Below are 26,075 nucleotides of genomic sequence, written 5' to 3'. Positions count from 1 at the left end.
TGGGGAAGGGACAGGTTCATACGGCGTTCGCGTTCCTCTCGGCGGCCTCGACGACGTTGGCCAGCAACATCGCTCGGGTCATGGGGCCCACACCGCCGGGCATGGGCGCGAGCCATCCGGCGACCTGGGCGGCGTCCGGGTGGATGTCGCCCACCAGGCCCTGGTCGGTGCGGGTGATGCCGACGTCCAGGACCGCCGCGCCGGGGCGCAGCATGTCCTTGGTGACCAGTCCGGGCGAGCCGGCGGCGGCGATGACGATGTCGGCCTCGCGCACGTGCCAGGCCAGGCCCTTGGTGCCGGTGTGGCACAGAGTCACGGTGGCGTTCTCGGAGCGGCGGGTGAGGAGGAGGCCGATCGGGCGTCCGACCGTGATGCCCCGGCCGATGACGCAGACGCGTGCTCCGGCGAGCGGTACCTCGTGGCGGCGGAGCAGTTCGACGATGCCGCGTGGGGTGCAGGGCAGCGGGGCCTCGACGCCCAGGGTGAGCCGGCCGAGGTTGACGGGGTGCAGTCCGTCGGCGTCCTTGGCCGGGTCCATGCGCTCCAGTACGGCGTTGGCGTCCAGGTGGCGCGGGAGCGGGAGCTGGACGATGTAGCCGGTGCAGTCCGGGTCGGCGTTGAGCTCGTCGATCGTCTCCTCGACCTGCTGCTGCGAGGCGTCGGCGGGCAGGTCCCGGCGGATGGAGGCGATGCCGACCTGGGCGCAGTCTCGGTGCTTGCCGGAGACGTAGGCGTGGCTGCCGGGGTCGTCGCCGACCAGTACCGTGCCGAGGCCGGGCGGGCGTCCGTCCGTCGCGGTCAACTTGGCCACGCGCTCCGCGAGTTCGCGTCGGATGTCGGCGGCGGTCGCCTTGCCGTCGAGCAGCTGTGCGTTCACCGGCGGTGTTCCTTCCCTCGGAGTCGACGCTGGGTGTCAGCCACGCAGGCGGGACATGGTGGGGTCGAACAGGGGCTCCTCGGCGACGACCGCCTCGATCCGCTGGTCGAAGTAGCCGATCTGTACGGGCGTGCCGGGCGTGGCCAGCTCGGCCGGGAGCCACGCGTAGGCGATGCCCTTGCCGATCGTGTAGCCGTAGGCGGCGCTGGTGACGTAGCCGACCGCGCGGTCGCCGTCGTACACCGGTTCCTTGCCCAGGACGACCGACCGCGGGTCGTCGATGGTGAGGCAGGTCAGCCTGCGCCGCACGTTCTCCTTGCGGCGCTCCAGCGCCGCCTTGCCGATGAAGTCGCCCTTGTCGAGCTTGACGGCGAAGCCGACGCCGGCCTCGTAGGGGTCGTGCTCGTAGGTCATGTCGGTGCCGAAGGAGCGGTAACCCTTCTCCAGGCGGAGGCTGTTGAAGGCGCCGCGGCCGGCGATGACGCCGCCGAGGGGCTGCGCCGCCTGCCACAGGGTGTCCCACAGCTTCTGGCCCTGGTCGGCGGTGGTGTACAGCTCCCAGCCGAGTTCGCCGACGTACGACAGGCGCATCGCGGTGACCGGGACGCTGCCGATGTAGGCACGCTTGGCGCGGAAGTACTTCAGGCCTTCGTTCGAGAAGTCCTCGTCGGTCAGGGGCTGCAGGACCTTGCGGGCCAGCGGGCCCCACAGGCCGATGCAGCAGGTGCCGGGGGTGATGTCGCGGACCTGGACCGTGCCGTCGGCGGGGAGGTGGCGGGTGAACCAGTCGAGGTCGAGGTTGCCGTTGGCGCCGACCTGGAAGAGGTCGCGGGCCAGACGGGCGACGGTGATGTCGCTGCGGATGCCGCCGTCGTGGTCGAGGAGCAGGGTGTACGTGACCGAGCCGACGGACTTGGCGACCTTGCCGGTGCACAGGCGCTCCAGGAACTCGGCGGAGCCGGGGCCGCTCACCTCCAGGCGCTTGAGGGCCGTCATGTCGTACATCGCGACGGTCTCGCGGGTGACCTGGGCCTCCGCGCCGACGACGGGCGACCAGAACTGGGCGGCCCAGTCGTTGGGGGTGGGGATGCTGCGGCCCTCGACCAGGCCCGCGTTGGCCTCGTACCACTGCGGGCGCTCCCAGCCGTTCGCCTCCAGGAAGAAGGCGCCGTGCTCCTGCTGGCGGGCGTGGAAGGGGCTGGTGCGGATCGGGCGCGGCTCGCCGGACGGCTGGAGGGGGTGGAGGATGTCGTAGACCTCGACGAAGTTCTGGCAGTCGCGGGCCAGGACGTACTCCGGGGCGAGCTGGTGCGGCTCGAAGCGGTTGACGTCGCACTCGTGCAGGTCGAAGGACGAGCAGTGGCCGTCGACCAGCCATTCGGCCATCGCCCGGCCGACGCCCGCGGAGTGGGTGACCCAGACGGCCTCGGCGACCCAGAAGCCCTTGACGTCCGGGGACTCGCCGAGGAGCGGGAAGTTGTCGGTGGTGAAGGAGAACAGGCCGTTGATGCCCTCCTCGACCTTCGCCTCGCGCGTCGCGGGGAGCAGGGACTGGGTCTCGGTCCAGGCGTCCTCGAAGTCCTCCTCGGTGAACTTCAGGACGGACGGCATCTCGTCGGCCTCGTCCACGGAGAGGATGTCGTCGGCGGAGATCGGCATGGGGCGGTGGCCGTAGTAGCCGATGCCGATGCCGTCGAAGCGGTCGCGGTAGTAGAGGTCGGCGTCCTGGTGGCGCAGGATCGGGCGGACCGCCTCCTCGGTCTGGCCGGCCAGGGCCGGGACGGGGCCGGTCCAGGCGAGCTGGTGGGCGAGCGGGGTGAGCGGGAGGTTCATGCCGACCATGCGGGCGATCTTCGGGCCCCAGATGCCGGCGCAGCACACGACGATGTCGGCGGGGATCTCGCCCTGGTCGGTCAGGACGCCGGTCACCTCGCCGTCGGCCCGGGTCACGTCGAGGACCTCGTGGCGCGCCAGGAAGCGGACGCCGCGCTCGGTGGCCCGGCGGATCTGGGCCTCCACGGCGAGGACGGCCTTCGCGAGGCCGTCGGTCGGGACGAGGAGGCCGCCGAGGACCTTGTCGCGGTCGACCAGCGGGTGCCGCTCGACGCACTCGTCGGGAGTCAGCAGCCGGGACTCGATGCCCCAGGCGGTGATCCAGCCGTGGCGGCGGTGCAGTTCCGTCAGGCGCTCCGGCGTGGTCGCCACTTCGAGGCCGCCGACCTGCAGGAAGCAGGGCTTGCCGTCGACGTCGAGCGAGCAGAACTTCTCGACGGTGTAGCGGGCCAGCTCGGTCATGGTCTTGGAGGAGTTGGTCTGGAAGACCAGACCCGGGGCGTGCGAGCTGGAACCCCCGGTGGCGGGGAGGGGGCCCTGGTCGACCACGGTCACTTCGGTCCAGCCTCGCGCGGAGATCTCGTCCGCGAGGGCCGCGCCAACGACTCCCGCTCCGATGATGACCACTCGGGGTCCCGCCATCGCCGCACCTCCGGTTTTGTTGAACCAGTCGAGCCGATCGAGTTGCTGTCCACGCAACTTGATTCAGGTTGCGCAACTCAATGTGCCTTCCGCACAAGTGGGTGTCAAGGGCTGCGGGACCTCGGAAAACGGGCCGGAACACGGCGATGCCCGGCGGTCGGTGCGCGCGGGGTGCGCACCGACCGCCGGGCATGTTTCGACCGGCTCGCGACGTACGGTTCGCGGAGCTACTTGATCCAGGCCTCCACCTTGTCGCGGTTGGCCTCGACCCACTTCTTCGCCGCCGCCTCGGGGGTCATCTTGTCCACCGCGATGTACTTCGCCACGGTGTTCTGGTCGTCGTTGGTCCAGGTGAAGTTCTTCACCAGGTCATAGGCGGGGCTGCCCGACTTGGCGAACTTCGCGCTGACGATCTTGTCCAGCTTGTACACGGGGTAGTCGCAGTTCACCTTCTCCGCGTCGGCGTCGCAGCCCTCCTTGTACTCGGGCAGCTTGACCTTCTTCAGCGGCACCTCGGACATGAACCACTGCGGCTCGTAGAAGTAGCCGATCACCCATTCCTTGTCCTTCTCCGCCTTGCGGAAGGCCTGGATGAGGGCGGTCTCACTGCCCGCGTACACGACCTTGTAGTCCAGCTTCAGGTTCTTCACCAGCGCCTCGTCGTTGGTGACGAACGACGGGTCGCCGTCGAGGAGCTGGCCCTTGCCGCCGGACTCGGACGTCTTGAACTCGGCCGCGTACTTGTCGAGGTTGTTCCAGTCGAGGATGTCCGGGTGCGCCTTGGCCAGCCACGGCGGCACGTACCAGCCGATGAGGCCTTCGTTGCCGGTCGCCCCGGCGTCGACGGCGGTCTTCTGGTCGGTGATGTACTTCTTCTTCAGGTCGTCGTGACCCCAGTTCTCGACGACGGCGTCGACCTCGCCCGTCCCGAAGCCCTGCCAGGCGATCTCTTCCTTCAGGTCCTTCTTGGTGACCTTGCAGCCGAGGTCCTGCTCCGCGACGTAGGCGATGACCGCCGCGTTGGCCTCGTACCCCACCCACGGGTTGACCGCGAGGTTGAAGGTGCCGCACTTGCCGGACTCGCCCGAGCCGCCGGCGCTGTCGTCACCGACCTTCGCGCCACCGCAGGCCGTGAGGGTGAGGCCGAGTATCGCTATGCCGGCCGCTCCGGCTCGCCAGTGTCTTGCCATGGTCGTGCTCCTTATGCGCTGGTGCGGCGAGCCGCCGCCTGAGTGATCCGGTCGAACATGACGCCGAGAAGGACGATGGCCAGCCCCGCGGCGAGCCCCTTCCCGTACAGCTGTCCCTGCGAGAAGCCGGCCACGACGTCGTAGCCGAGGGCGCCCGCTCCCACCAGGCCGCCCACCACAACCATCGACAGCACGTAGATCAGGCCCTGGTTGGTGGCGAGAGTCAGGGCGCCGCGTGCCATCGGCAGTTGAACCTTGGTGATGATCTGCCAGGTGTTGCACCCGGCGGAGGTGGCCGCCTCCACGGTGGTGGCGGGCACGTTCCGTACCCCGTCCGCGATGATCTTCATGGCGACGGGGGCCGCGTAGACGACGGCGGCGACGATCGCCGTGAAGCGGGTCGCGCCGAACAGCGCGAGGAACGGGACGAGATAGACGAACGGCGGCATGACCTGTGCCGCGTCCAGGCTCGGCCTGACCAGCCGGTCCACGAGCGCGCTGCGTCCCATCCACACGCCGAAGACGATGCCGAGCAGCATCACGAGCACCGTGGCGACGACGGTCGAGGCCAGCGTCGTCATGCTGTCCGACCACACTCCGGTGCCGACCAGCAGGCCCACGCACACGGCCGTGGTGATGCCGGCGCGCCATCCGCCGAGGACGACGCCGAGCGCGATCAGGGCCGCGCCGACGAGCCACCACGGGGAGTCGGTGAGCAGTGTCTGGAACGGGTTGAGCAGACCGTTGGTGATGGCGTCGCGGAAGGCGTTGGTGATACCCGACAGGTTGTCCTGCGCCCAGGTTGTCACGGTGTCGGCCCCGCTGGAGATGGCGCTGCCGGTGCCTCCCTCGCCGGGGAACTCCGCCGCCCAGATGTAGGTGTGGGACAGGTAGATCAGGACCGCCGTGACGGCCGCGCCGACGCCCAGGAGCGGGCGTCGCCAGGTCAGGAAACGGTTCTTCGAACGTCGGGCCGCCTCCGCGCGTCCGCTCGCCGCGGTGGTGACCCGGTCCAGGACGATGGCCATGACGACGATGGCCAGCCCCGCGTTGAAGGCCGTGCCGACGTCGAGCGACTGCAGTGCCTGGACGACGGTCTTGCCGAGGCCGGGCGCGTCGATCAGGGCCGCGATGGTCACCATGGCCAGGGCGGCCATGATGGTCTGGTTCACGCCCATCACCACGGTCCGCTTGGACATCGGCAGCAGCACCTTCGTCAGGGACTGCCGTCGGGTGGCACCCAGCGAGTCGGCCGCCTCGACCGTGGTCTCGGGGACGGAACGGATGGCGTGGGCGGTGATGCGGATCGTCGGCGGTGCCGCGTAGATCAGCGTGGCGATCGTGGCGGAGGCCGGTCCGATCTGGAAGAACAGGGTCAGCGGGGCCAGGTAGACGAAGGTCGGCATCGTCTGCATGAGGTCCAGGAAGGGCGTCACGATCCGGTTGAACCGGTCGGACAGCCCCGCCCACACGCCCAGCGGGATCGCGAACAGCAGCGCCACGAAGACGGCCGAGACGGTGAGCGCCAGGGTGTCCATGCTCTCCTGCCACAGACCCTGCAGGCCCAGGAAGGTGAAGCCGGCCACCGCCAGCAGCGCGACCCGCCAGTTGCCCAGGGCCCAGGAGACATAGCCGGCGATACCGACGACACCGAGCCAGCCGATCTGCGGGACGGGGCGGTCGGCGGAGGGCTGTGAGATCAGTTCCTGGACGAAGGTCACCAGGGTGTCGATGACCAGGCGGATCTCGTTGAAGAAGTACAGGAACAGCGGGTTGGAGTTGCGGTTCGCGCCGATCGAGTCGTTGACGTCGTTGAACCACCGGTGCAGATCGGTCAGGTCCGCCGCCCCCAGGGCGAGGGTCTGCCTGCCGCGCAGCACCAGGAACAGCGCCAGCCAGACGACCAGGATCGCGCCCACCACCATGGATCGGCTGGCCTTGCGCACGCCCTTGGCCGGAGCGGTCCGTTCCACGGCCCCGCTCGCCCCCGATTCCTCCGGTCCATCCGGTTTCTCGGTCTTCTCCACGGCGACGGTCATCACGCGCCGCCTTCCTGCCCGGCGACCACCGCGAGGATCTCCTCGTCGCCGACGATGCCGAGCAGCTTGCCGTTCTCGACGACCTTGACCGGCTTGTCGGCCGCGAGCACCGCCCGGGTGGCCTCCTTGACCACGACGTCCGGTCCCAGCTCGGGGCCGTCCAGGGCGTCGCCGTCGGCCGGCGGGCGCATGATCCAGCGCAGGGTGAGCACGTCGCCGCGGGGCACGTCCTTGACGAACTCGCGTACGTAGTCATCCGCCGGGGCGCCGACGAGTTCGTCGCCGGTGCCGCACTGGACCATCTTGCCGTCGCGCATGATCAGGATGCGGTCGCCCAGTTTGAGCGCCTCGGAGAGGTCGTGGGTGATGAACACCATCGTCTTGCCGACCTCGTGGTGCAGCCGGATGACCTCGTTCTGCATGTCCCGGCGGATCAGCGGGTCGAGCGCCGAGAACGGCTCGTCGAAGAAGAGCACGTCCGGATCGCCGGCCAGCGCCCGGGCGAGGCCCACGCGCTGCTGCATACCGCCGGACAGCTGGTCGGGGTAGGAGTTCTCGTAGCCCGCGAGGCCGACCAGCTCGACGACCTCCTGGGCCCGCTTGGTCCGCTCGGCCCTGCTCATGCCCCGGATCTCCAGCCCGAACGCCACGTTGTCGACGACGCGACGATGGGGCAGCAGACCGAAGTGCTGGAAGACCATGGAGAACTTGCGGCGCCGCAGGTCGCGCAGGCGCTTGTCGTCGGCCTTGCGGATGTCCTCGCCCTCGAAGACGACCTCACCGGCGGTGGGTTCGATCAGCCGGGTGAGACATCGCACCAGGGTGGACTTGCCGGAGCCGGACAGGCCCATGACGACGAATACCTCGCCGGGCGAGACGTCGAAGTGGACGTCGCGTACGGCGGCGGTGCATCCGGTGCGGTCCATGAGCTCGCGGCGGGTGAGGCCGCACAGTTCCTCGGATTCCGGCACCTGGTCGGCCTTCGGCCCGAACACCTTCCACAGCCTGCGCACGGATATGACCGGGGTGGAGCCCGAGTCCTGGGGCGTGCCGCGCCGCTGCGGCACCTCGGTCTGTGTGGTCACGTTCGACCTTCTTTCGGCGTTCAGCCGCGGAACCAGTGCTGCGGCCGGGGTTGGATGTTCTGCCAGATGTGCTTGGGCTCTCGGTACTCGTTCAGGCCGGTCGGTCCCAGCTCCCGTCCCACGCCCGAATGCCCGAAGCCACCCCATTCCGCTTGCGGCACATAGGGGTGGTAGTCGTTGATCCACACCGTGCCGTGACGCAGCCGCCGGGCGACCCGCTGGGCCTTGCCGGCGTCCTGGGTCCAGACGGCTCCGGCGAGTCCGTACTCGGTGTCGTTGGCGATGCGTACGGCGTCGTCCTCGTCGGTGAAGCGCTCCACGGTGAGCACGGGCCCGAAGGACTCCTCGTGCACCACGCGCATGTCCTGCCGGCACTCGTCGAGCACGGTGGGCAGGTAGTAGTGGCCGTCGGCCAGCGCGGGGTCGTCGGGCCGTGCGCCGCCGCAGCGCAGTACGGCGCCCTCGGCGAGGCCGGAGGCGACGTACGCCTCGACCTTGTCCCGGTGCTGTGCGGAGATCAGGGCTCCGGTCTCGGCGTCGGGGTCGAAGGGGCCGCCGAGCCGGATCTGCCGGGCGCGGCGGACGACCTCGTCGACGAAGCGGTCGTGCAGGGAGTCCTCGACGATCAGCCGGGCCCCGGCCGAGCAGACCTGGCCCGAGTGCAGGAAGACGGCCGTGAGGGCGAAGTCGACGGCCGCCTCGAAGTCGGCGTCGGCGAAGACGACGTTGGGGTTCTTGCCGCCGAGCTCCAGCGCGACCTTCTTCACGGTCGCGGCGGCGGTGGCCATGATCCGCTTGCCGGTCTCCAGGCCTCCGGTGAAGGAGACCATGTCCACGGCCGGGTCCTCGGAGAGCGGTGCGCCCACCTCGGGCCCGGTGCCCAGGACGAGGTTGGCGACTCCGGCGGGGATCCCGGCCTCCTGAAGTGCCTTCATCAGCAGGATGGAGGTGGAGGGGGTGAGCTCGCTGGGCTTGAGGACGATCGTGTTGCCGGCGAGGAGCGCTGGGGCGACCTTCCAACTGGCTTGCAGCAGCGGGTAGTTCCAGGGGGTGATCAGTCCGCACACACCGATCGGCTCATGGACGACCCGGCTCACGGCGTCGTCGCGGCCGGTGTCGATCACACGGCCGGCGTCGGTGCCCGCGAGCCCGCCGTAGTAGCGGAAGCAGGAGACGACATCGGCGATGTCGTACTCGCTCTCCACCAGCCGTTTGCCGGTGTCCAGGGACTCGGCGCGGGCGAAATCCTTGGCATCGCGCTCGAGAATGTCGGCGGTGCGCAGCAGCAGGGCGCCGCGCTCCCGCTCGGGGGTGTTCGGCCAGTGCCCCGCGTCGAAGGCACGGCGGGCCGCCGCGATCGCGGCCTCGGTGTCGGGGCGTGTCGCCTCCGAGACGGTCGCCGCGAGCGTGCCGTCAGCGGGACATCGGATCTCCCGGTGCCCGCCGGCCACCGGATCCCGCCATTCACCATCCACGTACAGGTCTGCCACGCGCCGAGCCTTTCAACCGAAATTCGTTGCGCATCGTGCACCCAATTGCTTGTGGTGGAACACCCTGGCGAATGTGCAGACCGGCGTCAAGGGGTTGGCCGGTGACGATTTGACCATGCCATCACTTGCCCGGCCACCCTTGACCGCAAGCGGCACCGAGCCGACCATGTTGCGTATCGCTCACCATGTTGTGCAATGCGCACCGACGGAGGCCGCACATGTCCCCTCGCCCACAACCCGGCCGTGAGTACGTCCTCACCCTCTCCTGCCCCGACAGCGCGGGACTGGTTCACGCCGTGAGCGGCTTTCTGGTCAGGAACTCCGGCAACATCCTGGAAAGCCAGCAGTTCGACGACCGACTTCAGAGCCGTTTCTTCATGAGGGTTCACTTCGACGTTTCCGATCCGAACGTCGATCTGGAACAGCTGCGTTACCGGTTCGGTCCCGTGGCCCAGGCCTACGGCATCACCTGGGCCCTGAGTGAAGCGGCCACACCCACCCGGACCCTGATCATGGTGTCCAAGTTCGGCCACTGCCTGAACGACCTGCTCTTCCGCCGGCGGACCGGCGCCCTCAACATCGAGATCCCCGCGATCGTCTCCAACCACCGGGACTTCGAGGGCCTCGCGGAGACCTACGACATCCCCTTCCACCACATCCCGGTGACCAGGGACACCAAGCCCGAGGCCGAGGCGCGGCTGATGGAGCTCGTGCGTGAGCTGGACGTCGACCTGGTGGTGCTGGCCCGGTACATGCAGGTCCTCTCCGACGACCTGTGCAAGCAGCTGGAGGGCCGCGCCATCAACATCCACCACTCCTTCCTCCCCAGTTTCAAGGGCGCGCGCCCCTACGACCAGGCCTACACCCGAGGTGTGAAGCTCGTCGGCGCGACGGCGCACTATGTGACCCCGGACCTGGACGAGGGGCAGATCATCGAGCAGGACGTGATCCGGGTGGACCACTCGCTCGACCCCGGCGACCTGGTCACCGTCGGGCGGGACGTCGAGGCCCAGGTGCTCGCACACGCGGTGAAGTGGCACAGCGAGAGCCGCGTGATGCTGGACGGCAACCGCACGGTGGTCTTCCGCTGAGCCGCGACCACAGGGGGGCGGGACCGGATTCCGGTCCCGCCCTTGTCGTATACGACGCCGGGCGCACCGCCCCCGCTCACAGCGACTGCTGGAGGAAGGCGATGAGCGCGGCCGTGAGTTCCGCGGGGGCGTCCTCCTGGACGAGGTGGCCCGCACCGCTGATCGGTTCGAACCGCGCGCCGGGGACGAGAGCGGCGAGTTCGCGCCCCTTCGCCACCGGGATCCAGGTGTCGTCCTCGCCCCAGCAGACGAGCGCGGGCATGCCGATGTCGCCGTACCGGCCCTGGATCTCGTCGGTGTAGCGCTGGTCGGCCTGGGCGATCTGCCGATAGAAGGCCGCTTGGCCGGGGCCGTCCAGCCAGGGCTCGACGAGCCGGTCGAGGACCGCGGGATGCAGGCCGGGGCCGCTGGCGGAACCGACGTACTCGCGCACCAGGGCGCCGTGCAGCGCGGGCGGCAACCGCTCGAACACGTCGGCGTGCTCGCCGACGAGCCGGAAGAACGGAGAGCCCCACGGTGCCAGCGCGACCGGGTCCACCAGGGCGAGGGCCCGGTATCGGGCGCCGTGCAGCAGATGTGCCCGCAGGGCGACGGCGCCGCCGAAGTCATGGGCGACCACGAGCGGTTCCACCAGGCCCCAGTGGCCCAGGAGTTCGGTGAAGACCCGGCCCTGCGCGGCCAGGGACACGTCCTGCCCCGCCGCCTTCTCGGAGGTTCCGTAGCCGGGCATGTCCCAGACGAACACCTGGTGGTCCCGGGCGAGCGAGCGGGCCACGGAACGCCAGACGTACGACGAGAAGGGCGTGCCGTGCAGCAGGACGACCGGCGACCGGCCGGGCTGCCCCAGCCGGTCCCAGCGGATGTCGCCCGATGTGCTGGTGAAGGTTCGGGTCAGCTGCCAGTCGGTGTCCGTTGCCATCCTTCTCCCGGGTCAGCCGCCCAGCCGGTCCAGCAGCGCGCGGCGCCACCGCTCCGTCTCGGCGATCTGGTTGAACGTGAACAGGTGCAGCCCGGCCACCCCCGCCGAGGGGGCGGTGAGAGCCTCCTGCGTGCGGGACAGCAGCCGCTCGGGTGCATACCCGCCGGGGGCCGCGAAACGCACGAACCACGAGGCGTGCTTGGTCAGGAAGCGCGTCGACTCCCCCACCCCGATCTTGGTGGCCATCGCCAGCAGCTTCGCCCGCTGCACGGGCCCCGCGACGCCCACATGGACCGGCAGGGTGACGTCCCGGCGCCGTACACGAGCGAGCCAGTCCCCCAGCACCCGCGGGTCGAAGCACAGGTTGCTCACGATGTACGTGGCGTGCTCGCGCTTGTCCCACATCGCCTGGACGGTGACGTCGTCGTGGATGAGCGGATGGCTCTCCGGGTAGCCGGTGATGCCGACACGGACGAAGGGGCTGCCCAGCTCGCTCAGCCTGCGCAGCACCGGCAGCGCCCCGTCGTAGACCCCGGCAGGAGGGTCGGAGTCCCCGGCAGGGACGAAGACGTCGTCCACGCCCGCCTCGCGGAGCCGGCCCGTGACCTCCTTCAGATGTACGTCGTCCCGCAGCAGCCGCGCCGGCACGTGCGGGACGACCCGGTAGCCGTGCGCCGCGAGCCGGCCGGCGAGGTCGAGGGTCGGCTCCAGGCCCTTGACCGGTGACGCCGTCACGGTGACGACGACGTCGCGCGGGACATGGGCGAGGACCTTGTCCTCGGTCGCCCTCGCGGGCAGCACCTCGTAGCGGACGCTGTTCAGCAGCGCCCGGAGTCCTGCGGCGCCCAACGCCTACTCCGCCTGCTTCTTGGCGTCGGGGTGGCGGTAGTACGCGGCCTTCGACGGCGCGAGCGGCTCCTTGCCGAGGATCAGGTCGGCGGCCTTCTCGGCGATCATCATCACCGGTGCGTAGATGTTGCCGTTGGTGACGTACGGCATGACGGAGGCGTCCACCACACGCAGTCCCTCGACTCCGTGCACCCGCATGCTGGTGGGGTCGACGACGGACATCTCGTCGGTGCCCATCTTGCAGGTGCAGGACGGGTGCAGAGCGGTCTCGCCGTCCTTGGCGACCCAGGCGAGGATCTCCTCGTCGGTCTCCACGGACGGTCCGGGCGAGACCTCCCCGTCGTTGTAGGGAGCGAGCGCGGGCTGGTTGAGCAGCTTGCGGGCCACCCGGATCGCCTCGACCCATTCGCGGCGGTCCTGCTCGGTGGAGAGGTAGTTGAAGCGCAGGGCCGGGTGCTCGCGCGGGTCCTTGCTCTTGATCTTCACGGAGCCGATCGCGTCGGAGTACATGGGGCCCACGTGGACCTGGTAGCCGTGTCCGCCCGCGGGCACGGAGCCGTCGTAACGAACCGCGATGGGCAGGAAGTGGAACATCAGGTTGGGGTAGTCCACGTCCTCGTTGCTGCGGGCGAAGCCGCCGGCCTCGAAGTGGTTGGTCGCGGCCGGCCCCTTCCGGAACAGCCACTGCAGGCCGATGAAGGGGGCCCGCCACTTCGCCAGGTACGGCTGCATGGAGACGGGCTGCTTGCAGGCGTACTGGATGTACACCTCCAAGTGGTCCTGCATGTTCTCGCCGACGCCGGGAAGGTCGTGGACGACATCGATGCCGAGGGCGCGCAGTTCCTCGGCGTTGCCGACGCCGGAGAGCTGGAGCAGTTGCGGGGAGTTGATGGCGCCGCCGCAGAGGATGACTTCCTTGGCGCGGACCTGCTGGAGCGCGCCCCGGCCCCGCCGGTACTCGACGCCGACGGCGCGCTTGCCCTCGAAGAGGACGCGGGTGACGAGGGCGCGGGTCCTGACGGTGAGGTTCGGCCGCTTCGTCGCGGGCTTGAGGTACGCCTTCGAGGCCGAGAGCCGACGTCCACGATGGACATTTCGGTCGAACTTGGCGAAACCTTCCTGCCGGTAGCCGTTGACGTCGTCGGTGGGCGCATAGCCCGCCTCCTCGGTGGCCTTGAGGAAGGCTCCGAAGAGGGGGTTCGTCGCCGGGCCGCGCTCAAGGACGAGAGGGCCGTCATGACCGCGGAACTCGTCGTCCGGATCGGCCGCCAGACAGTTCTCCATACGCCGGAAGTACGGCAGACAGTGCGCGTAGTCCCAGGTCTCCATGCCCGGGTCGGCGGCCCAGCGCTCATAGTCCATGGGGTTGCCGCGCTGGAAGATCATGCCGTTGATGCTGCTGGAACCGCCCAGCACCTTGCCGCGCGCGTGGTAGATGCGCCGGCCGCCCATGTGGGGTTCGGGCTCGGACTCGTACTTCCAGTCGTAGAACCGGCTGCCGATGGGGTAGGTCAGCGCCGCGGGCATGTGAATGAAGACGTCCCACGGGTAGTCGGACCGGCCCGCCTCCAGGACCAGCACCCGGTTCGCCGGGTCTGCGGAGAGCCTGTTCGCCAGTGCGCTGCCGGCCGAACCGCCACCGACGATGACGAAGTCGTACTGCAGGGGAGCCATGGTGCCTCGTCTCGCTCGCGCCGTAGATGTGCGAGGAATGCTAAACCCGGTAGCGCTATACGCACCAGGTTGCGAACCGCGCAACTTCTGGGTCTTCGTTTCGACGGCGTTACTTGCAGTCGTGTTGTTTACTACGCGTATAGTTTCACTGTGAGCAACTACAGCCCTGACACAGAAACGTCGAATTCACAAGCGGGCGGCGTCCAGTCGGTGGACCGCGCCATCAGCGTCCTGGAGATCCTCGCCCAGCGTGGCGAGGCGGGCGTCAGCGAGGTGGCGGCCGAGATCGAGGTGCACAAGTCCACCGCCTTCCGTCTCCTCGGCGCCCTGGAGGCGCGCGGCCTGGTGGAGCAGGCCGGTGAACGCGGCAAGTACCGGCTCGGCTTCGGGATCGTCCGTCTGGCCGGCGCCGTCACCGGCCGTATCGACATCACCCAGCAGGGCCGTCCGGTCTGCGAACGCCTCGCCGAGGAGATCGGCGAGACCGTCAACATCGCCGTCATGCAGGAGCACTACGCGATCAACCTGTACCAGGTGCGCGGCCCGGGAGCCATCACCGCGCACAACTGGGTCGGCCAGCTGACTCCTCTGCACGCCACGTCGAGCGGCAAGATCCTGTTGGCGTATCTGCCGACCAAGGAGCGCACGACCCTGCTGACCGAGGCCGGCATGAAGAAGGTCACGGCGCGCACCATCACCGCCAAGACGAAGCTCGAGAGGAACCTCGCCGAGACGCGGGAGCGGAACTACTCCATCACCTTGGAGGAGCTGGAGATCGGCCTGCACGCCATGGCCGCACCGGTCCGCAACCGGGACGGTGACGTCATCGCCGCACTCAGCGCCTCCGGTCCCGCCTACCGGCTCACCGAGGACCGCATGCACGAGCTCTCCCCGGTGCTGCTCAAGGGCGCCCAGGAGATCAGCCACCGGATGGGCTACCTGGGCTGAGTCACGCCTGAGGGGTGCCCAGGCGCTCGTTCACCCAGTCGTGGAACGCGCCGATGTGATGCTCACTGGGCACGAGTACGCCACCCTTGGCGTACATCCGGGAGCTCATGCCGGGCTGTGTGCGCTCGCAGGCGTCGAAGTCCTGCTGATTGACCCGGTGGAAGAGTTCCACCGACCGGCTGACGTCCTTGCCGCTCTCGACGACGTGCGGAAGGTAGAGCCAGTCGCACTCGACGATCGTGCGGTCCACGGACACCGGATACATCCGGTGGAAGATCACATGGTCGGGGACGAGGTTGATGAACACCTGGGGCTTGACGGTGATCGCGTAGTAGCGGCGGTCCTGGTCGTCCGCGACCCCGGGAATGCGGTCCAGGCCCTCGGAGCCGTCGACGGTGAAGCCCTGGACGTCCTCGCCGAACTCGGCACCGTGACCGACGTAGTACTGGGCGGCGTAACCGTCCGCGAACTCCGGGAGCACCTCGGTCAGTTCCGGGTGGATGGTGGCGCAGTGGTAGCACTCCATGAAGTTCTCGATGATGAGCTTCCAGTTCGACTTGACGTCGTAGACGATCCGCTTGCCCACGGAGAGACTGTCGATGCCGTAGCGCTCGATCGACTCGACGTCGCCGAGCCGGGCGACGACCTCCCCGATGACGTCCTCCTCGAAGGAGGGCGGGTTCTCCGCGAGGCAGACCCACACATAGCCGAGCCATTCGCGCACGGCCACGCTCACCAGGCCGTACTCGGTCCGGCCCACGTCGGGCATCTTGGTGAGGTTGGGCGCCGCGACGAGCTTGCCGTTCAGGTCGTACGTCCAGGCGTGGTACGGGCACTGGAAGGCGCGCTTGACCTCGCCGGTCTCCTCGGTGCAGAGCTTGGCCCCGCGGTGCCGGCAGACATTGAAGTACGCACGGATGCTGTTGTCCCTAGCCCGGGTGACGAGGATGCTCTCGCGCCCCACGTCGACGGTGCGGAAGGCGCCGGGCTTCGCCAGCTCGGAAGCGCGGGCCACGCAGAACCACATGGTCTCGAATATGTGCTCCTGCTCCTGGGCGAAGATGCCCGGGTCCGTGTAGGAGGAGCCGGGGAGAGTGGCGATCAGGCTGTCCGGCAGGCTGGTCGAGGTCACGGTGCACTCCTCGGGAGAACGTCGTGGAGGGGTCAGTCACGCGCCGGGAAGAGCGACTCCGGACGGTGTTGTGCATGGAGCAACGCTGCGTGCTATGCGCAACCGCAGCATGAGATGCCGCTGGGGCGGTGTCAAGATGCGGGGGGTGTCAGGACGCGGTGGCGGCGAGCTGCTTGCGCCAGCGCATGAACAGCCGCGGCTGGTTCATCCCGAGCACGGCGACCGGGTTCCCGGCCCGCCGGTAGACGGCCAGGACGTCGCGGTCGTCCGCGGCGCCCGCCTCGATGGTCACGCTGTCCGCTCCGGCCGCATGACCGGCGAACTGGATCTTCACGCCGTACTGGTCGGACCAGAAGTACGGCGGCCTGGGCACACCCGGTTCCACCGCACCGCCCGCCAGCAGCGCGGCGACCGCGGCGTCGGGGCGCTCGCGCGCGCCGGTCCAGTGCTCGACGCGGCGATGGAAACCCGCGCGCGGGTCGTACCAGTTGGCGCAGTCACCGACCGCGACCACGCCGGCCAGGCTGGTGCGGCCGTCGGCGCCGCACTTGACGCCGTTGTCGAGAGCTATGCCGGAGCCTTCCAGCCACTCGACGTTCGGGCGTGCGCCCACGCCGACGACGACGATGTCGGCGGGGATGCCGCGGCCGTCCTCCAGCAGGACGGCGTCGACACGATTCTCCCCGCTCAGCCCCTTGACGCCCACACCGCACTCCAGCCGCACGCCATGGTCGGCGTGGAGGGCGGAGACGATGGCGCCCATGGTCTCGCCGAGTGGTCCGGCGAGCGGGGTCGGGGCCGCTTCGACGACGGTCACGTCGAGCCCGAGGGCGTACGCGGTGGAGGCGACCTCGGCTCCGATGAAGCCTCCGCCGATCACCACCAGCCGTCCGCCGCGGGCCAGTTCGTCCCGCAGGGCGCGGGCGTCGTCCAGGGTGCGCAGGGTGTGCACTCCGGCCAGCCCTTCGGAACCGGGAAGGGTGCGCGCCGCGGCGCCGGTCGCGATGACGACACCGTCGGCGGACACCTCCCGTCCGTCGTCGAGCCGGACGGCACGCCGCGCGTGGTCGAGTCCGGTGGCGCGGACGCCCAGCAGCCACTCCGCCCGCAGGTCCTCGTCGTCCGTCTCCAGCGCGAGTTCGGCCTCGCCGAGCGTGCCGGACAGGAACTCCTTGGACAGCGGGGGCCTGTCGTACGGGCGGTGGAGCTCGTCTCCGATGACGACCAGCCGACCGTCGTAGCCCTGCTTGCGCAGCGAGCGCGCCGCCGACAGACCGGCCAGTGAGGCGCCGACCACGGCGACGGTCCTCACGCGGGACCTCCGGCGAGCCGGGCAGCGATGCAGGGCGGCAGGTTGGGCGCGTCCGTGGACAGCCGGACGTAGATGACGCCGTCCTCGACGATGACCTCGTGCGTCCGGACCGGAAGCTTGGCCGGCGGGGCGTCGACCGCGCCGGTCCTCAGGTCGAACTTCGAAGCATGCAGCGGGCATTCCACCTCGCGACCCTCCAGCCAGCCGTCGGCGAGCGACGCGTCCTGGTGGGTGCAGGTGTCGTCGATGGCGAAGAGCTCGCCGTCGTCGGTGTGGAACACCGAGACCGGCGGATCGATGTCGAGCCGGTGGGCCTCGCCTCGGGGGAGATCCTCGAGACGGCACGCGGGAATCATCATGACACCTCGGTGCGTATAACGAAACGGATTGCGGTAAGCGCAACATCAGTCTGAGGTCGCCCAGAACCCTTGTCAAGGCATTCAGAGGGCACTCTGAGCCGTTCCTTTTGTTGCGCCATATAGAACTCGCTTCATATAGGACAACAGCGGCCCGCCGCATCGACTCGCGGGGGACGCGAGCCGAGGGCGGGCGCGTGAGGGTCGCCGGCGGCCGTCAGAAGCCGCGGTCGATCCACTCCTGGAGGTGCGGTGCCTCGGCGGCGATGGTGGTCGTGTCGCCGTGTCCGGTGTGTACGACGGTGTCGCCCGGCAGGGTCAGCAGCCGGTCCCGGATCGAGTCGACGATGGTCGGGAAGTGGCTGTACGACCGTCCCGTCGCCCCCGGCCCGCCCGCGAACAGGGTGTCGCCGCTGAAGAGGGCACTCAGGGCCGGCACGTACAGGCAGACGGCGCCCGGCGCGTGGCCGGGTGTGTGCAGCACGGTCAGCTCGATGCCGGCCACCGTGAGGCCCTGCCCGTCGGTCAGTTCGGCGTCCGGCGCCCGGTCGGGGTGGGTCTGCTTCCACAGCGGGAGGTCGTCCGGGTGGAGGAGGACCGGGGCACCGGTGCGTTCCGCGAGGTCGGGCGCGGCGTCGATGTGGTCGTTGTGCGCGTGGGTGCACACGATGGCCCGCAGGGTGCGCCCACCGACGGCTCGGGCGATGGCCTCGGCGTCGTGTGCGGCGTCGATGACGATCACCTCGTGGTCGTCGCCGACGATCCACACGTTGTTGTCGACGTCCCAGGTGCCGCCGTCCAGCGAGAACGTGCCCGAGGTGACGAGATGCTCGATGCGCGCGGCCATCACAGGACCACCACCGAGCGCAGCACGTCGCCGCCGTGCATCCGCTCGAAGGCCTTCTCGACCTCGTCCAGTGCGATGGTCTCCGTGACGAACGCGTCCAGGTCGAGCCGGCCCTGGAGATAGAGGTCGATGAGCATCGGGAAGTCCCGGGAAGGCAGGCAGTCGCCGTACCAGGAGGACTTCAGCGACCCGCCCCGGCCGAAGACGTCCAGCAGCGGCAGTTCCAGCTTCATCTCCGGGGTGGGCACGCCGACCAGAACGACAGTGCCGGCGAGGTCGCGGGCGTAGAACGCCTGCTTGTACGTCTCCGGACGGCCCACCGCCTCGATGACGACGTCCGCGCCGTGGCCGCCGGTCAGCTCGCGGATCGCCTCCACCGCGTCGGCGTTCTTGGAGTTGACGGTGTGGGTCGCGCCCAGCTTCTCGGCCGTGGCCAGTTTCCGGTCGTCGATGTCGACCGCGATGACCTTGGCCGCGCCCGCCAGGTTCGCCCCGGCGATCGCCGCGGCCCCGACACCACCGCAGCCGATGACGGCGACCGAGTCGCCCCGTCCGACGTTGCCGGTGTTGATGGCCGCGCCGATGCCCGCCATCACGCCGCACCCCAGGAGGCCGGCGGCGGCCGCCGACGCGGTCGGGGCGACCTTCGTGCACTGCCCGGCCGCCACCAGCGTCTTCTCCGCGAACGCGCCGATGCCCAGCGCGGGCGAGAGCTCGGTGCCGTCCAGCAGGGTCATCTTCTGCTTGGCGTTGTGGGTGTTGAAGCAGTACCAGGGCCGACCGCGCAGACACGCACGGCACTGACCGCACACCGCACGCCAGTTGAGGATCACGAAGTCACCGGGCGCGACGTCGGTCACCCCCTCCCCCACCGACTCCACCACACCCGCGGCCTCGTGGCCCAGCAGGAAGGGGAAGTCGTCGTTGATGCCGCCCTCCCGATAGTGAAGATCGGTGTGGCAGACCCCGCAGGCCTCGATCTTCACCAGCGCCTCACCCGGACCCGGGTCCGGCACGACGATCGTCTCCAGGCTGACGGGGGCGCCCTTGCCCCGCGCTACGACAGCACGGACCTGGTGCGTCATGGCCACTCCTCGGCTGATCGAGACTTGAATCAGATGTTGCTCATTACGGCACACATCTCACGTGTCGCAACACAGCATCCTTGAGCGCGAACCGGCGGTCAAGGAGCGCGACGAGGGTTCCCTCGGCCGGTCGGAATCCCGGCGCGACAGCACGAACGCCCGGCAGGGTCGTGGCCGCACATGGGCGGTTCCACGACCTCGCCGGGCGCGGAGGGCGCGGGTCCGCCGGTCTCAGCCGGCGGAGGAGGTTGGGGAATGCGTGGGTTGCGTCGGCGGCTGGGGCTGTGCCGACTTCGCGCCATCCGTGGACGTGCAGGGACCGATGCGGAGTTCGAAGTCGCCGTCGTACTGCTCGTGGCCGGCGATGACGGCCGTCTCGATCGCTTCCTTGCCCTTGCGTCCGCGGAGGATGAGCGGGTCCTGGCGCAGATCGCGGGTGAGCGCGATGCACAGGCCGATCATCACGAGGGTGAAGGGGGCCGCCGCCAGAATGGTGAGGTTCTGCAGCCCGGTGAGCGCGTCGCCCTTGCCGCCGCCGATGAGCAGCATGATCGCGGCGACCGCTCCGGTCAGCACACCCCAGAACACCACCACGGTCCGGGTCGGTTCCAGGGATCCGCGCTGCGAGAGCGTGCCCATGACGATCGAGGCGGCGTCGGCGCCGGAGACGAAGAAGATTCCGACGAGGATCATCACCACGATGCTCGTCACCGTCGCGATCGGGTACTGCTGGAGCACGTCGAAGAGCTGCCCCTGGGCCGTCCCGGCGCCCTTGAGTCGGCCCTCGTCCTGCAGGTGCATCGCCGAGCCGCCGAAGATCGCGAACCACAGCAGGCTGACGGTGCTGGGCACCAGGATGACCCCGCCCACGAACTGCCGGATGGTCCGGCCGCGGCTGATGCGCGCGATGAACATGCCGACGAACGGCGTCCAGGAGATCCACCAGGCCCAGTAGAAGACCGTCCAGCCGGCCAGCCAGTCGGCGACTCCCTCACCGCTCGACGCCTCGGTGCGCCCTGCCATCTGGGTCAGGTCGCCGAGGAAGGCGCCGATGGAGGTGGGCAGCAGGTCGAGGATGAAGATGCTCGGCCCGACGAGGAACACGAAGACCGCCAGGGTCACCGCCAGAACCATGTTGATGTTGGACAGCCACTGGATGCCCTTGGCGATCCCGGACACGGCCGAGGCGACGAACGCCACGGTCAGCACCGCGATCACGGCGACCAGCAGGCCGGTGCCGACGGATCCCATCCAGCCGAGCCCGGTGAAGCCGCTGCCGATCTGCAGGGCGCCGAGCCCCAGGGAGGCCGCGGAGCCGAAGAGGGTGGCGAAGATGGCGAGGATGTCGATGACCCTGCCGCCCCAGCCGTTCGCCCGCTTCTCACCGATCAGCGGGGTGAACACGGCGCTGATCAGCTGCCGGCGTCCGCGCCGGAAGGTGCTGTAGGCGATGGCCAGGCCGACCACCGCGTACATCGCCCACGGATGGAGCGTCCAGTGGAAGAGGGTGGTGGCCATGGCGGTCTCCATGGCCTGGTTGGCGTCGGCCGGGTCGGTACCCGGCGGTGGAGTGGTGAAGTGCGACAGCGGTTCGCTCACGCCGTAGAACATCAGGCCGATGCCCATGCCCGCGCTGAACATCATGGCGATCCAGGAGACGGTGCGGAACTCGGGCTGCTCGCCCTCCGCGCCCAGGGTGATCCGCCCGTAACGGCTCATCGCCAGCCAGAGAGCGAAGACCACGAAGCCCGAGGCGGCGAGGACGAACGCCCAGCCGCCGTTTCGGATGGTCCCGTCGAGCAGCTTGCCGGACACGCTCTCCAGGGTGTCGGTCGCCGTCGCTCCCCAGACGACGAAGGCGAGGGTGAGGGCCGCGGCGACACCGAAGACGACCCGGTCGGTCCGCGGGCCCACGCGTGCCGCCGGGCTTCCGGGGAGGTCCGCTTCGACGGGATGGCTTCTGCTCCCGTTCCTCTCGCGGGTTCTGTTCATCAACTCGTCCTTTCCACAGACGGCAGGAGAGTCTTCGTCGCGGACGACGTCATGGGGACCCGTCGGTGATTCCGCCTGACCGACTGGCACGCCGGAGCGGATGGGAGATCGACGAGGGAAGGGGAGGCGGAGCGGCCGCCATCCCACATCGTTGCGGATAACGCATCAGCATTCACTATGAGCAACAACCATCTGGGCCCTGGGGAGGGCTGTCAAGGGGTCGGACGTGCGGAGTTGCCCGACCTCGCCCGACCCGACCCGAACGGCCGCGCGTGGGGGATCCCCGGCCGGCGAACCGTCAGCGGACTGCGCGGGCGCACGTCCGGTGGCCGCGGTGGTACGCGCCCGACACCACCGCGGTACGGGCCGCGGGGCGGGGTCTCCGGCGCCGTGATGACGCGCAGCGCGCTGGTACTGACCCCGTTTTCCACCGGGGAATCAGCGCACACCGCCCGCTGTTGCCCGGAACAGCAGCCCTTGCACGATCCCCAAGGAGGCCAAGCGTGTACGGCGACCCGGCGACAGTGCGCAAGATCCTCACCGAGCTCGGCGACACCTGGGCCGTCGTGGGCCTGTCGACGAACCAGCGGCGTGCGGCCTACGGGGTCGCCGACGTCCTCCAGCGCTTCGGCAAGCGCATCGTGCCCGTGCACCCGAAGGCGGAGACGGTCCACGGGGAACATGGATACCCCTCTCTGGAAGCGATCCCCTTCGAAGTCGACGTCGTCGACGTGTTCGTCAACAGCGACCTCGCCGGGGCCGTCGCCGACGAGGCCGTGGCCATCGGCGCGAAGGCCGTCTGGTTCCAGCTCGGCGTCATCGACGTGGCCGCCTACGACCGCACCCGCGCCGCCGGCCTCGACATGGTCATGGACCGCTGCCCGGCGATCGAGATCCCGCGCCTGGGCTGACCGGCAGGCGATACGTCGCCGAGCCGCCGAGCCCGCCCCGGAGCCCTCCCCTCCCCACATCACCCGCCCCCATAATGCTCGGGTGACTTCGACCTCCCCCCACACCAACTCCGTTGCCCCGCAACGCTTCCCGGTCGTCATCGTGGGCGCCGGGCCGGCCGGCCTCACCATCGGCAACATCCTGCGGGCGGCGTCCGTCGACTGTCTGGTCCTGGAGACCGAGACACGTCAGTTCATCGAGCAGCGGCCGCGGGCCGGGGTCATCGAGGAGTGGGCGGTACGCGGACTCGAGCGGCGGGGCCTCGCGGACACGCTGCTGGCGCGGGCGCAGCGGCACACGGAGTGCGAGTTCCGGTTCGCCGGGGAGCGCTACCGGTTCGCGTACACCGAGCTGACGGGACAGCACCACTGGATCTATCCGCAGCAGTTGCTGGTGACGGACCTGGTGCGCGAGTACGCGGACGTGCGCGGCGGGGCCATACGCTTCGGCGTTCAGGACGTGGAACTGCACGACCTCGACACCGACCACCCCTCGGTGTCGTACACCTGCCCGGAGACGGGCCGACGCGAGGTCGTGCACTGCGACTTCGTGGCCGGCTGCGACGGGGCGCGCGGGGTGACGCGCGCCGCCGTGTCCGACGGCCGTGCCCACATCTCCCGCAGCGACTACGGCATCGGCTGGCTGGCGCTGCTCGCCGAGGCGCCGCCGTCCTCCGACTGCGTGCTGTTCGGCATGCATCCGAACGGGTTCGCCGGACACATGCCGCGCAGCGCCGAGGTGACCCGCTACTACCTCGAGTGCCCGCCCGGCGACGACCCGGAGACCTGGTCGCACGACAGGGTCTGGACGGAGCTGCAGCAGCGGCTCGGGGCGAACGGCGCGCCGCCGCTGAACGAGGGGCGGCTCATCGAGAAGCGCGTCCTCGACATGCACAACTACGTGGTCGAACCCATGGTGTTCGGCCGCCTCTTCCTGGCCGGCGACGCCGCCCACCTGACCGCCCCGATCGCCGCCAAGGGCATGAACCTCGCCCTGCACGACGCCTTCCTGCTCGGCGACGCGATCGTCGCGTACCTCACGAAGGGCGACGGCACCGGCCTCGACGGCTACTCGGTGGCCTGCCTGGGCCGGGTGTGGGACTACCAGGAGTTCTCCCACTGGCTCTCCGAGGTCTACCACGGCGCGTCCTCCGGTGACCCCTACCGCGCGGGCACCACCCTCGCCCGCCTCCGCCGCCTCTTCGGCTCCCCGACCGCGGCGATGGCGTTCGCGGAGCAGTACCTGGGCACCAACGCCGACTACTGAGTCACAGCCGGCCGTCGCCGAGGGAGCAGATCGCCGGCGGCCCTCCTTGCGCGGGTGCGCATCGTACGCAGGTGATAGGTGCATGCGTGCGCTCATACGCACATAATGGCGTCGTGGGTGGTCACTCGCCCACTCCCACGCACCGGAAGGGGACCGCCGTGAGCGACGGGCACTCGCACGAGCACCAGGGCCATCACGGCCACCCTCACGAGCACCACCGCAGCCACGATCACCACCACGGCCACGGCCACGGCCACGGCCACCATGAGCACTCCCACACCCGCACCCCCCTCCGCCACCGCCTCACCCACCTCCTCCGTCCCCACTCCCACGAAACCGCCGACAAGCTCGACTCCGCCCTGGAGTCCTCGGCCCGCGGTATGCGCGCGCTGTGGGTCTCGCTGGCCGTGCTCGGGGTGACGGCGCTCGTTCAGGCGGTCGTGGTGGTCGTCTCCGGATCGGTCGCGCTGCTCGGCGACACGGTGCACAACACCGCGGACGCGCTGACCGCCGTACCGCTCGGCATCGCCTTCGTGCTCGGCCGGCGCGCGGCGACCCGTCGCTTCACGTACGGCTACGGGCGGGCCGAGGACCTCGCGGGCATCGCCATCGTGCTGACGATCGCCGCGTCCGCGGCCTTCGCGGCGTGGACGGCCGTCGACCGCCTGCTCGACCCACGCCCGATGCAGCAGATCCCGGCCGTGGCCGCGGCGGCGCTCGTCGGGTTCGCGGGGAACGAATGGGTGGCCCGGTACCGGATCCGGGTGGGCCGCTCCATCGGCTCGGCCGCGCTGGTCGCGGACGGACTGCACGCCCGTACGGACGGATTCACGTCACTCGCCGTCCTGTTGAGTGCCGGGGGCGCGGCGCTCGGGTGGCAACTCGCGGACCCCATCGTGGGGTTGGCGATCACGGCCGCGATCACGCTGGTGCTGCGGGACGCGGCACGCGAGGTCTTCCGGCGGGTGATGGACGCCGTGGACCCGGCCCTGGTGGACCGGGCCGAGCGGGCGCTTCGGGACGTCGCGGGCGTGCGCGAGGTGGGCGAGCTGCGGCTGCGCTGGATCGGGCACCGGCTGCGCGCCGAGGTGGCGGTCGTCGTGGACGGCGAGGTGACGGTACGTCAGGCGCACGCCATCGCCGTCGACGCCGAACACGCCCTGCTGCACGCCGTCCCCCGGCTCACCGCGGCCCTGGTCCACGCCGACCCGGCACCGGCGCCGGGCGAGGCGGATCCGCACCTGGCCCTCGCCCACCACGCCACGACCTGAGCCCAGGACCTCAGGCGACGCCGAGTCCTTCCAGTACGACCGCCCCCGGCAGCTCGGCGAACGCCTTGCCCGGCACCAGCAGCTTGCCCCGCCGGCGCCCGCTGCCGACCAGGACGTACGGCAGGTCGACGACGGCCGAGTCCACCATCACCGGCCAGCCGTCGGGCAGCCCGATCGGGGTGATGCCGCCGTACTCCATGCCGGTCTCGCCGGTCGCCGTGTCCATCGAGGCGAACGACGCCTTGCGGGCGCCGAGTTGACGGCGGACGACACCGTTCACGTCGACCCGGGTGGTGGAGAGCACGACGCACGCGGCCAGCGTGGTCTCGCCGCCGCGCTTGCCCGCGACGACCACGCAGTTCGCGGACTGCTCCAGCAGTTCCTGCCCGTAGTGCTCGACGAAGACGGCGGTGTCCGCCCACTGCGGGTCGGTCTCGACGTAGACGATCTGGTCGGCGGGGACGCTGCCGCGCCAGTGGCGTACGGCGTCGGCGACCGGGCCGATGAGTTCGTCGAGGCAGTCGGGGGCGGGGGTGGCGTTGTCGAAGTGTCCGATGGGCGCGTCCATGAACGCACGCTAACAGGCCCGCCGACACCGCCGGAGCGAGATCTCAGCGGGCGGGCGGGACCGAGACGGCCAGCATCCACTCGGTCGGGACGTCGCCCTGATTGCCGTACGAGTGCGGGGCATCGGCCTCGAAGGTGGCGCTCGCGCCGGCCGGGACGCGGTACTCCGTGCCGTCGACGGTGAGGGTCAGTTCGCCCGCCGTGACGTGGACGATCTCGACGGTGCCGACCGGATGCGGGTCCGAGTCGCTGCTCTCGCCCGGCATCATCCGCCAGTGCCACATCTCCAGCGGGCCGGGCGCCTCGGCGCCGGCGAGGAGCCGGCTGTGGCTGCCCGCGTCGGTGTGCCACAGCCGCACGACCTGGTCGGCCGGGACGACCCGCACCTTCGGCCCCTGCTCGTAGTCGAGCAGGGTGGTGATACTGATCCCGAGCGCGTCACCGATCTTGACCACCGTGCCGAGGCTGGGGTTGGTGCGCGCCTGCTCGATCTGGATGAGCATGCCGCGGCTGACACCTGCCCTGGCGGCGAGCACGTCCAGCGTGAAGCCGCGCGCCGCGCGCCAGTGTTTGACGTTGCGCGCCAGGGACTGGGTCAACAGGTCGAGGTCCGACACATTCCGTCCAAATTCCGGAGTTCAATATTCTGGATGACAGGG

General features: G+C 69.8%; 22 protein-coding genes. 5 read left to right on the top strand and 17 right to left on the bottom strand.

The annotated features are described in order from the left end of the window. Positions 1 to 16 precede the first annotated feature (16 nt). The 6 genes from ABD932_RS42090 to ABD932_RS42065 form a co-directional block, all read right to left on the bottom strand. Positions 17 to 877, bottom strand: a complete 861-nt coding sequence (locus ABD932_RS42090) for a bifunctional methylenetetrahydrofolate dehydrogenase/methenyltetrahydrofolate cyclohydrolase (protein ID WP_345021578.1) — start codon at positions 875 to 877, stop codon at positions 17 to 19. A 36-nt stretch (positions 878 to 913) separates the two neighbouring features. Further along, positions 914 to 3,352, bottom strand: coding sequence for a GcvT family protein (locus ABD932_RS42085; RefSeq protein ID WP_345021576.1), 2,439 nt, complete (start codon positions 3,350 to 3,352; stop codon positions 914 to 916). Between the two features lie 227 nt (positions 3,353 to 3,579). Then, complete coding sequence (locus tag ABD932_RS42080; RefSeq protein ID WP_345021574.1) at positions 3,580 to 4,542, bottom strand: ABC transporter substrate-binding protein; 963 nt, start codon at positions 4,540 to 4,542, stop codon at positions 3,580 to 3,582. Positions 4,543 to 4,553: 11 nt separating this feature from the next. After that, positions 4,554 to 6,581: an ABC transporter permease gene (locus ABD932_RS42075; protein ID WP_345021572.1), complete on the bottom strand. Its 2,028-nt coding sequence runs from the start codon at positions 6,579 to 6,581 to the stop codon at positions 4,554 to 4,556. Beyond that, positions 6,581 to 7,666, bottom strand: coding sequence for a quaternary amine ABC transporter ATP-binding protein (locus ABD932_RS42070; RefSeq protein ID WP_345021571.1), 1,086 nt, complete (start codon positions 7,664 to 7,666; stop codon positions 6,581 to 6,583). The genes ABD932_RS42075 and ABD932_RS42070 overlap by 1 nt, the downstream gene beginning before the upstream one ends. Positions 7,667 to 7,686: 20 nt before the next feature. Then, on the bottom strand, positions 7,687 to 9,156 hold the full coding sequence (locus ABD932_RS42065; protein ID WP_345021569.1) for an aldehyde dehydrogenase family protein: 1,470 nt from the start codon (positions 9,154 to 9,156) through the stop codon (positions 7,687 to 7,689). Between the two features lie 218 nt (positions 9,157 to 9,374). Here ABD932_RS42065 and purU point away from each other — a divergent pair, with 218 nt between their 5' ends. Beyond that, positions 9,375 to 10,247, top strand: coding sequence for a formyltetrahydrofolate deformylase (purU, locus tag ABD932_RS42060; protein WP_345021567.1), 873 nt, complete (start codon positions 9,375 to 9,377; stop codon positions 10,245 to 10,247). 76 nt (positions 10,248 to 10,323) lie between these two features. Here the strand turns inward: purU and ABD932_RS42055 are convergent, their stop codons facing one another. Genes ABD932_RS42055 through betA form a run of 3 tightly spaced genes read right to left on the bottom strand, consistent with a single transcriptional unit; the run spans position 10,324 to position 13,689 of the window. Then, positions 10,324 to 11,166: an alpha/beta fold hydrolase gene (locus ABD932_RS42055; protein ID WP_345021565.1), complete on the bottom strand. Its 843-nt coding sequence runs from the start codon at positions 11,164 to 11,166 to the stop codon at positions 10,324 to 10,326. A 12-nt stretch (positions 11,167 to 11,178) separates the two neighbouring features. After that, positions 11,179 to 12,015: a methylenetetrahydrofolate reductase gene (locus ABD932_RS42050; RefSeq protein ID WP_345021563.1), complete on the bottom strand. Its 837-nt coding sequence runs from the start codon at positions 12,013 to 12,015 to the stop codon at positions 11,179 to 11,181. Between the two features lie 3 nt (positions 12,016 to 12,018). After that, positions 12,019 to 13,689, bottom strand: a complete 1,671-nt coding sequence (gene betA, locus ABD932_RS42045; RefSeq protein WP_345021562.1) for a choline dehydrogenase — start codon at positions 13,687 to 13,689, stop codon at positions 12,019 to 12,021. A 150-nt stretch (positions 13,690 to 13,839) separates the two neighbouring features. Here betA and ABD932_RS42040 point away from each other — a divergent pair, with 150 nt between their 5' ends. Next, a complete protein-coding gene (locus tag ABD932_RS42040) occupies positions 13,840 to 14,637 on the top strand; it encodes an IclR family transcriptional regulator (RefSeq protein ID WP_345021560.1) in 798 nt (265 codons plus the stop codon). Position 14,638: 1 nt separating this feature from the next. Here the strand turns inward: ABD932_RS42040 and ABD932_RS42035 are convergent, their stop codons facing one another. The 6 genes from ABD932_RS42035 to ABD932_RS42010 all read right to left on the bottom strand — a co-directional run bounded on the left by ABD932_RS42035 (position 14,639) and on the right by ABD932_RS42010 (position 21,361). Then, complete coding sequence (locus ABD932_RS42035; RefSeq protein WP_345021558.1) at positions 14,639 to 15,769, bottom strand: aromatic ring-hydroxylating oxygenase subunit alpha; 1,131 nt, start codon at positions 15,767 to 15,769, stop codon at positions 14,639 to 14,641. 148 nt (positions 15,770 to 15,917) lie between these two features. Then, a complete protein-coding gene (locus ABD932_RS42030) occupies positions 15,918 to 17,081 on the bottom strand; it encodes an NAD(P)/FAD-dependent oxidoreductase (protein ID WP_345021556.1) in 1,164 nt (387 codons plus the stop codon). Continuing rightward, positions 17,078 to 17,440 (bottom strand): bifunctional 3-phenylpropionate/cinnamic acid dioxygenase ferredoxin subunit, encoded by a 363-nt coding sequence (locus tag ABD932_RS42025; RefSeq protein WP_345021554.1) that lies wholly within the window; start codon positions 17,438 to 17,440, stop codon positions 17,078 to 17,080. The genes ABD932_RS42030 and ABD932_RS42025 overlap by 4 nt, the downstream gene beginning before the upstream one ends. A 214-nt stretch (positions 17,441 to 17,654) precedes the next feature. Beyond that, a complete protein-coding gene (locus tag ABD932_RS42020; protein ID WP_345021552.1) occupies positions 17,655 to 18,284 on the bottom strand; it encodes an MBL fold metallo-hydrolase in 630 nt (209 codons plus the stop codon). Then, a complete protein-coding gene (locus ABD932_RS42015) occupies positions 18,284 to 19,369 on the bottom strand; it encodes an S-(hydroxymethyl)mycothiol dehydrogenase (RefSeq protein WP_345021551.1) in 1,086 nt (361 codons plus the stop codon). Before ABD932_RS42015 ends, ABD932_RS42020 begins: the two co-directional genes overlap by 1 nt. Positions 19,370 to 19,600: 231 nt before the next feature. Continuing rightward, positions 19,601 to 21,361 carry a BCCT family transporter gene (locus ABD932_RS42010; RefSeq protein WP_345021549.1) on the bottom strand — a complete coding sequence of 587 codons (1,761 nt, stop codon included), beginning with the start codon at positions 21,359 to 21,361 and terminating at the stop codon, positions 19,601 to 19,603. Between the two features lie 503 nt (positions 21,362 to 21,864). Here ABD932_RS42010 and ABD932_RS42005 point away from each other — a divergent pair. The 3 genes from ABD932_RS42005 to ABD932_RS41995 all read left to right on the top strand — a co-directional run bounded on the left by ABD932_RS42005 (position 21,865) and on the right by ABD932_RS41995 (position 24,849). Continuing rightward, on the top strand, positions 21,865 to 22,272 hold the full coding sequence (locus ABD932_RS42005) for a CoA-binding protein (protein ID WP_345021547.1): 408 nt from the start codon (positions 21,865 to 21,867) through the stop codon (positions 22,270 to 22,272). Between the two features lie 82 nt (positions 22,273 to 22,354). Next, on the top strand, positions 22,355 to 23,578 hold the full coding sequence (locus ABD932_RS42000) for a 4-hydroxybenzoate 3-monooxygenase (RefSeq protein WP_345021546.1): 1,224 nt from the start codon (positions 22,355 to 22,357) through the stop codon (positions 23,576 to 23,578). A 158-nt stretch (positions 23,579 to 23,736) separates the two neighbouring features. Beyond that, entirely contained in the window at positions 23,737 to 24,849 is a 1,113-nt protein-coding gene (locus ABD932_RS41995) for a cation diffusion facilitator family transporter (protein ID WP_345021544.1), read from the top strand. A 10-nt stretch (positions 24,850 to 24,859) separates the two neighbouring features. On the opposite strand, the gene ABD932_RS41990 is transcribed toward ABD932_RS41995, so the two are convergent. Both ABD932_RS41990 and ABD932_RS41985 read right to left on the bottom strand, forming a co-directional pair. Then, positions 24,860 to 25,417, bottom strand: coding sequence for a YbaK/EbsC family protein (locus ABD932_RS41990; RefSeq protein WP_345021542.1), 558 nt, complete (start codon positions 25,415 to 25,417; stop codon positions 24,860 to 24,862). A 43-nt stretch (positions 25,418 to 25,460) separates the two neighbouring features. After that, positions 25,461 to 26,033, bottom strand: coding sequence for a helix-turn-helix domain-containing protein (locus tag ABD932_RS41985; protein ID WP_345021541.1), 573 nt, complete (start codon positions 26,031 to 26,033; stop codon positions 25,461 to 25,463). Between the last annotated feature and the right edge of the window lie 42 nt (positions 26,034 to 26,075).

The organism is Streptomyces shaanxiensis (assembly GCF_039537145.1).
Classification (GTDB): domain Bacteria; phylum Actinomycetota; class Actinomycetes; order Streptomycetales; family Streptomycetaceae; genus Streptomyces; species Streptomyces shaanxiensis.
This window is presented reverse-complemented; position numbering and strand designations above follow the sequence as displayed.